We start from the raw sequence: 6,763 nt of genomic DNA, 5'->3' as shown, positions 1-6,763 counted from the left end.
CACACCACCCATCGGCAAGCACACACCACGGCACGGGATCCTTCGCACCATCTGTCCCCCTGCCCGCGCCGGGGCGGGGCGGGTGCGGGCCGTCATGCCACCGGGAATCGGGGTGAGTTGCCGCGGGGCGGGCGCGCGAGTAGGATGCCGCGGGAGTACGCAAGCGGCGGGAGGGACTATGCAGGGCGAGTACGTGCGGCGCATCGTCCAACTGGCATTGGCGGAGGACATCGGCACCGGGGATGTGACGACGCTGGCGACGGTGCCGGAGGGCTTGCAGGCGAGCGGGTACCTGCTGGCCAAGAGCCCCGGCGTGCTTTCCGGACTGGAGGTCGCCGCCGCCGTCTTCCATGAGGTGGACCCGGCCATCACGTTCGAGCCTCTGGCTGCCGACGGGGACCGGATCGAACGGGGGCAGCACCTGGCGCGGGTCTCCGGCCCGGCGCGCGGCATTCTCTCGGCCGAGCGGGTCGCGCTCAACTTCGTGCAGCGGCTCTCCGGGGTGGCGACGTTGACGGCACGCTACGTCGCCGCCGTTGAGGGCACCGGCGCCCGCATCATCGACACCCGGAAGACCACGCCCGGGATGCGCCTGCTGGAGAAGGCAGCGGTGCGCCATGGCGGCGGGCACAACCACCGGGTCGGCCTCAGCGATGGGGTGCTGATCAAGGACAACCACCTCGCCGCCATCGGCGGGGCCGATCGGATCGCCCGCGCCGTCGCGGCGGCCCGTGCGTTCGCGCCGCACACTCTGCGGATCGAGGTCGAGGTCACCTCGCTCGAAGAGTTGGACCAGGCGCTCGCCGCGGGGGCGGATGTCATCCTGCTCGACAACATGCCGATCGACATGATGGCCGAGGCCGTGCGACGGACCGCCGGACGGGCGATCCTGGAGGCCTCGGGCGGGATCACGCTGGAGACGGTTCGGCAGGTGGCAGAGACGGGCGTGGATCTGATCTCCTCCGGCGCGCTGACCCACTCGGCCCCGGCGCTCGATATCAGCCTGGAGATCGAACTACAGCCGGAGGAGGATGCGCCATGAGCGACCGCGAGCCGCGGAACGTCACCAGCGTTGGCGGGCTCGTCGTCCGCGGCGACGCGGTGCTGCTGGTGCGCATGACCTACGGCCCGAACCGTGGGCGCTACATGCTCCCCGGTGGGTTGATCGACCCTGGCGAGACGCTCGATGTCGCGATCGCCCGCGAGGTGCGGGAAGAGGCAGGCGTCGAGGCGCGGCCGGTCGGCATCATTGGGCTGCGCAGCCGCTTCGACGGCCCCGACAACGACACCTACGTCCTTTGGCTGCTGGAGCACGTCGCGGGCGAGCCACGCGCCGAGGGCCGCGAGAACGACGACGCGCGGTTCTTCACGCTTGCCGAGATCGAGGCGCGCGACGACATCGCCGACCTCGTCCGCTACCTGGCCCGCCGCGTCCTGCGCGGCGAGATCCGCCCCCACCGCCTCGTCGACGACTACCACTCCCGCCTGCCGGGCACGACACCCGACTCCTGGAAGCTCTTCATGTAGGGCGTGGGGAGCCTGCGTCTTTCGCACGCCTGTTGCAGAGTTCCGAGCGCGGGTCATCGCTTGGTTTCCTGTCAGCCTGAGCGAAGCGACGGATCTCCGGCGAGTTCCAGCGCTCCGGCACGAGATCCTTCGCTCCGCTCAGAATGACGTGGGACGCTCAGGGTGATATCAACGGGATGACGTGAATGCGTCCTGCGGGGGCACTCACCCCAACCGGCCATGTGTGCCGCCCCGCCTTGCGGCCCCCACCGAGGCCCGGCTCGTCCGTTGGTACACTCAGGGTGTAGCCAGACGACGGCCGGCAACCGGCATCCGGGGAAGCGCGACATGACGACGATCCTGCTGGTGGAAGACGCCCGCGACCTCGCCCAGGTGATCGAGCGCGAGCTGACCGCGGCCGGCTACCGCGTCGTGCCGGCCTACGACGGGCAGACAGCACTCGACCTGCTCGCTCGCGAGCAACCCGATCTAGTCGTGCTCGACTGGATGCTCCCCCAGGTCGACGGGCTTGAGGTGCTGCGCCGGCTGCGCCAGGAATACCCGACGCCGGTGCTGATGCTGACGGCGCGGAGCGAGGAGGTCGATCGGGTCATCGGGCTGGAGCTGGGGGCCGACGACTACCTGACCAAGCCGTTCAGCATGCGTGAGTTGCTCGCGCGCGTCCGGGCGCTGCTGCGGCGCACCGACCTCGTGCGCCAGATGCTGGAGGCCGACCGGAAGGCCGGCACGGAAGTCGTGCGCTACGGCCCGCTCGCGCTCGACCCCGTGCGGCACATCGCCACCCTGGACGGCCAGGAGCTGGACCTGACGCCGACCGAGTTCCGCCTGTTGCACCTACTCATGCGTCATCCGGGCCGCGCCTTCGGGCGGAGCTACCTGCTCGACACCATCTGGGGCGATCAGTTCGTCGGCGAGCGCTCGGTCGACAACGCCGTGCTCCGGCTCCGGAAGAAGCTGGGACCGCTCGGCGAGGCGATCGAGACGGTCTGGGGCGTCGGCTACCGGTTGCGCGCGCCCGACGTGCGGGAGGGCGCATGAGCCGGCTGACCCGGCGCTCCTGGCTGATGAGCGCCGGGCTCCCGCGCGTGCTGGCCGAGACCGGCCTGCTCGTCGTCGTGCTGACGTCGCTGCTGCTGGTCGCCGCGGGAGATACCGAGGGCACGCAGTCGCGGGCCATCCTGCTGGGACTGGGTGGGTTCGCAGTTGGGACGCTCGCGGCGCCACTCGGCGCGCTGCGCCTGCGGCGCGTGACCGGTGATCGCCGTCAGCAAGTCAAGGGAGAGATCGCCAGAGCGGCTGCCGTTGTGCTCGTCAACGCCGCGCTCTCCTGGGCCGTCATCATCACCGGATCGGCGCTGTTCCCAGGCTCGCCGGTCTTCGCAGGCATCGATCCCATCACCTGCGGCGCGAGCTACGGCTTCTGGCGCGGGCTCCTGATCGGTTGGCCCGCCTGGGATCGGCTCCGTCGCTCCCGGCTGCTCTGGTCGCTGACCCACGCCCAGCTCGTCGCCAGCCTCGTGATCGCGGTCGTCGTCACCCTGTTCGTGATGGCGGGCGCGCTCCCGCAGATCGAGAGCGAGATCTCGTTCCCGGAGGAACTCCCCGGTCCCGCGGCGGCCGTCGCCTGGGTCATCATCAGCATCCTGGCGACGGTCAGCCTCCTGATCACGCTCTTCCTGCTCATCAGCCTCGTCCTGATCCTCCTGGTGACCGTGCTCTCACGACCTGTGCTGAAACGCACCACACGCCGGGTGGAGGAACTGGCGAGCGCGGCCGGCGCGCTCCGCGCCGGGGATCTCACGACGCGCGTGCCGGTTGCCGGTGAGGACGAGGTCGCGCGACTTCAGGCTGACTTCAACGCCATGGCCGCCGAGCTAGAGCGCACGATGCAGGAGCTGGCGGCGGAGCGTGATACCGTGGCCCACGTTCTCCAGAGCCAGCGCGAGCTGGTCGCTGCTGTCTCCCACGAGTTGCGGACCCCGGTGGCCACGCTGCGCGGCTACCTCGAGTCGGCATTGGAGCACTGGCACGAGGAGCCACCGCCGAGCCTGCGGGCCGACCTCGCCATCATGGCCCGTGAGACGGAGCAGCTTCAGCGGTTGATCGACGACCTCTTCACCCTGTCGCGGGTCGAGGCCGGCCAGCTCCCGCTCCGGTTGGAGGGGGTGGATGTCGGCACCGTGCTGCGCCGCTGTGCCGACGCGGCGGCCGGGCTGGCCTGGGAGCGCAGCCGGGTCGAGGTGATGGTCGAGGTGACGCCCGATCTGCCACCTGCCCATGCCGACGCCGCGCGCCTGGAGCAGATCGTCCGCAACCTGCTGGCGAACGCGGTCCGCCACACGCCGCCCGGCGGCCTCGTCCTGCTCGGTGCCGAGCGGGACGGCGACGCGATCGTGGTGCAGGTCAGCGACACCGGCGAGGGCATCGCCCCCGAGGATCTGCCGCGCATCTGGGAGCGGTTCTATCGCGGCGCCGGCGCGCGGGATGACGCTCGCGGCGGCTCGGGGCTCGGCCTGGCGCTCGTGAAGGAGCTGACCGAGGCGATGGGCGGTAGCGTCGCCGTCGAGAGCACCCCCGGCCAGGGGAGCCGCTTCACCGTCCGCCTCCCGCTCGCCCACACCCCCGCGCCGACACGCCCAGCGACACCCTGAAGCGATCAGAACCTACCAACTCCCCTCTCCCAACGTTGGGAGAAGGGCCGCCGTTCACCGAGCCTGAGACCGTTTCGTGACATTTTCACGACCGAGCCGCGACACCTTCGCAGCAGAGCTGGGACATCGACTTCCTACGCTCGAAAGAGCCGCCGGGGATCGCCCGGCGTGCAGGTCGATCCCGCACTAGAGCGTAAGGAGGGGCGGCTCGGATGTTTCAACGACTTGCACGGCGCTGCTACCGGCATCGCTGGCTCGTCCTGGTGGGCTGGGTGGTCCTGCTGGTCGCGCTCGGTGCGCTGCAGGGTCCGCTTGGCGGCGAGTTCCGCACCGACTTCTCGCTGCCCGGGTCCGAGAGCCAGCGGGCGCTCGACCTGCTGCGTGAGCACGGGTTCGAGACGCGCACCGGCGAGGAAGCCCAGATCGTGTTTCAGGCCGATCAGGGCGTGACCGACCCGTCGGTACGCGCGCCGATGGAGCAGTTCTTCGCTGCGATTGAGGCGGCGGGGCTCGGCGCGACAGTGACCTCACCGTACGAGGAAGGCGGTCGGCAGCAGATCGCGCAGGACGGGCGGATCGCCTACGCCACCGTGAGCTTCTCGGCCCGGCCGCAGGAGGAGTACGGCGCGGCGGCGGATCGGATCAGAGCGCTTGGCGATCAGGTCAACGTCCCGGGGCTCCGCATCGAGTACGGTGGCGGGATGTTCGCCGAGGAAGCGCCGGTCTTCGCCGAAGCCATCGGCCTCGTCGGCGCCGTCGTCATCCTGCTGATCGCCTTCGGCTCGGTCCTGGCGATGGGCCTCCCCATCGTGACCGCGCTCTTCGGTATCGGCACCGGAGCCATGCTGGTCATGCTCGGCGCCCGGTTCATCACGATGCCCGACTTCACGCTGGGCGCCGCGATGATGATGGGCATCGGGGTCGGGGTGGACTACGCGCTGTTCATCGTCACCCGCTACCGTGAGGCGCTCCGCGCCGGCCACGATCCGGAGACCGCGACCGTCGTGGCGATCGACACCGCCGGCCGCGCCGTGCTCTTCGCGGGCATGACGGTCGTGATCGCCGTGCTCGGCCTGCTCGTCATGGACCTCGGGTCGGTGAACGGCGTCGCCGTCGCCATCGCGGCGAGCGTCCTGATGACGATGCTCGCATCGCTGACGCTCCTGCCGGCGCTGCTCGGGCTCATCCGCGAGCGGATCGACCGGCTGGGCCTGCCGCACCGGCACGCGGCGGACGCGACGGGGCGGCAGTCACTCTGGCACCGCTGGAGCCGGGTTATCCAGCGGCGTCCGTGGCCCGCGCTCATCGCGGGGACGGCGATCCTCTTGATCCTGGCCGTGCCGGTGCTCGACATGCGGCTCGGCTTCGGCGACGCGGGCAACCGCCCGACCGGCGACACCTCCCGCCGGGCGTACGATCTCCTGGCCGAGGGCTTCGGGCCCGGGTTCAACGGCCCGCTGCTGCTGGTCGCCGAGCTCCCCACTGGCCAGGCAGACCTACCCGCGCTCGAACAGGTGACGGACCGGCTGCGGGCGACGGACGGGGTGGCGGCCGTCAGCCCGGCCATCCCGAGCCCGGATGGCCAGGTCGCGATCATCCAGGTCATCCCTACGAGCGCGCCGCAGGATAAGACGACCACCGACCTCGTCCACCGCCTGCGCGATGAGGTGGTCCCGGCATCCGGCGCGCCCGGACCGATCCTCGTCTCCGGCCTGACGGCCGCCGGGACCGACTTCACCGACTACATCGCCAGCCGGATGCCGGTCTTCTTCGCGATCGTCTTGGGGCTGTCGTTCCTGCTGCTGATCGCCGTCTTCCGCAGCGTGCTGGTGCCCGTCAAGGCCGTCGTCATGAACGTGCTCTCCATCGGTGCGGCCTTCGGCGTGCTCGTCGCGGTCTTCCAGTGGGGCTGGGCCGGTGAGCTGATCGGGATCGGCAAGCCCGGCCCGATCGAAGCCTGGGCGCCGATGATGATCTTCCCGATCGTCTTCGGCCTCTCGATGGACTACGAGGTCTTCCTCCTGTCCCGCATGCGCGAGGAGTACGACCGCACGCACGACAACGCCACGGCCGTAGCCGACGGCCTGGCCGGGACCGCCCGTGTCATCAGCGCCGCGGCCGCGATCATGGTCGTCGTCTTCGTCGCCTTCGCGATGACTCCCGACCGGTCGCTGAAGCTGCTCGGCCTGGGCCTGGCGGCGGCGATCCTGGTCGACGCCACGCTCGTCCGGCTGGTGCTGGTCCCGGCCACCATGGAGCTGTTGGGCGACCGGAACTGGTGGCTGCCGCGCCGGCTCCGGCGCCTCGTGCCGGCTGTCCGCGTCGAGGGGGAGCGCATCCCCGCGGGGATCGACCAGGAACCGGTCGGCCGCGCGACCGGAGAGCTCCATGACTGATGGCGCGAGCGCGATCCCGGCATCGGTCGTTGTACCGATCCACAGGGGAAAGGACACGACATGACACGACTGCTTGGTGGCGTACTCCTGGTGCTGCTCGCGTTCATCCTGGGCGCCTGCGGCCTGATCGTCGCGACCGACATCTACTTCCGCATGGGTGGGAGCATCCCCATCGCCGGTGGGGACGAC

Annotated in this window: 5 protein-coding genes; all 5 read left to right on the top strand. The window is 70.5% G+C overall.

Translation table 11 applies throughout. From position 1 onward, the window contains the following. Nucleotides 1–178 precede the first annotated feature (178 nt). Complete coding sequence (gene nadC, locus IRZ30_RS14535; RefSeq protein WP_294086185.1) at nucleotides 179–1,042, top strand: carboxylating nicotinate-nucleotide diphosphorylase; 864 nt, start codon at nucleotides 179–181, stop codon at nucleotides 1,040–1,042. Then, nucleotides 1,039–1,527 (top strand): NUDIX domain-containing protein, encoded by a 489-nt coding sequence (locus tag IRZ30_RS14530; RefSeq protein ID WP_294086184.1) that lies wholly within the window; start codon nucleotides 1,039–1,041, stop codon nucleotides 1,525–1,527. Before nadC ends, IRZ30_RS14530 begins: the two co-directional genes overlap by 4 nt. A gap of 327 nt (nucleotides 1,528–1,854) precedes the next feature. Beyond that, complete coding sequence (locus IRZ30_RS14525) at nucleotides 1,855–2,565, top strand: response regulator transcription factor (protein WP_294086183.1); 711 nt, start codon at nucleotides 1,855–1,857, stop codon at nucleotides 2,563–2,565. Next, the gene (locus IRZ30_RS14520) at nucleotides 2,562–4,178 is read left to right on the top strand and encodes a HAMP domain-containing sensor histidine kinase (protein ID WP_294086182.1); all 1,617 of its coding nucleotides are present in this window, start codon (nucleotides 2,562–2,564) and stop codon (nucleotides 4,176–4,178) included. Before IRZ30_RS14525 ends, IRZ30_RS14520 begins: the two co-directional genes overlap by 4 nt. Before the next feature lie 212 nt (nucleotides 4,179–4,390). Beyond that, a complete protein-coding gene (locus tag IRZ30_RS14515; protein ID WP_294086181.1) occupies nucleotides 4,391–6,574 on the top strand; it encodes an MMPL family transporter in 2,184 nt (727 codons plus the stop codon). Nucleotides 6,575–6,763 lie beyond the last annotated feature (189 nt).

This window comes from Sphaerobacter sp. (assembly GCF_019683595.1).
In the GTDB taxonomy this organism is placed as follows: domain Bacteria; phylum Chloroflexota; class Chloroflexia; order Thermomicrobiales; family Thermomicrobiaceae; genus Sphaerobacter.
The sequence above is the reverse complement of the archived record's forward strand: the minus strand, read 5'-3'. Positions and strand labels throughout refer to the sequence as shown.

What these genes read in the sequence shown, in the direction of transcription:
- nadC (WP_294086185.1), top strand. Translation starts at nt 179, where the DNA reads ATGCAGGGCGAGTACGTGCGGCGCATCGTCCAACTGGCATTGGCGGAG.
- IRZ30_RS14530 (WP_294086184.1), top strand. Translation starts at nt 1,039, where the DNA reads ATGAGCGACCGCGAGCCGCGGAACGTCACCAGCGTTGGCGGGCTCGTC.
- IRZ30_RS14525 (WP_294086183.1), top strand. Translation starts at nt 1,855, where the DNA reads ATGACGACGATCCTGCTGGTGGAAGACGCCCGCGACCTCGCCCAGGTG.
- IRZ30_RS14520 (WP_294086182.1), top strand. Translation starts at nt 2,562, where the DNA reads ATGAGCCGGCTGACCCGGCGCTCCTGGCTGATGAGCGCCGGGCTCCCG.
- IRZ30_RS14515 (WP_294086181.1), top strand. Translation starts at nt 4,391, where the DNA reads ATGTTTCAACGACTTGCACGGCGCTGCTACCGGCATCGCTGGCTCGTC.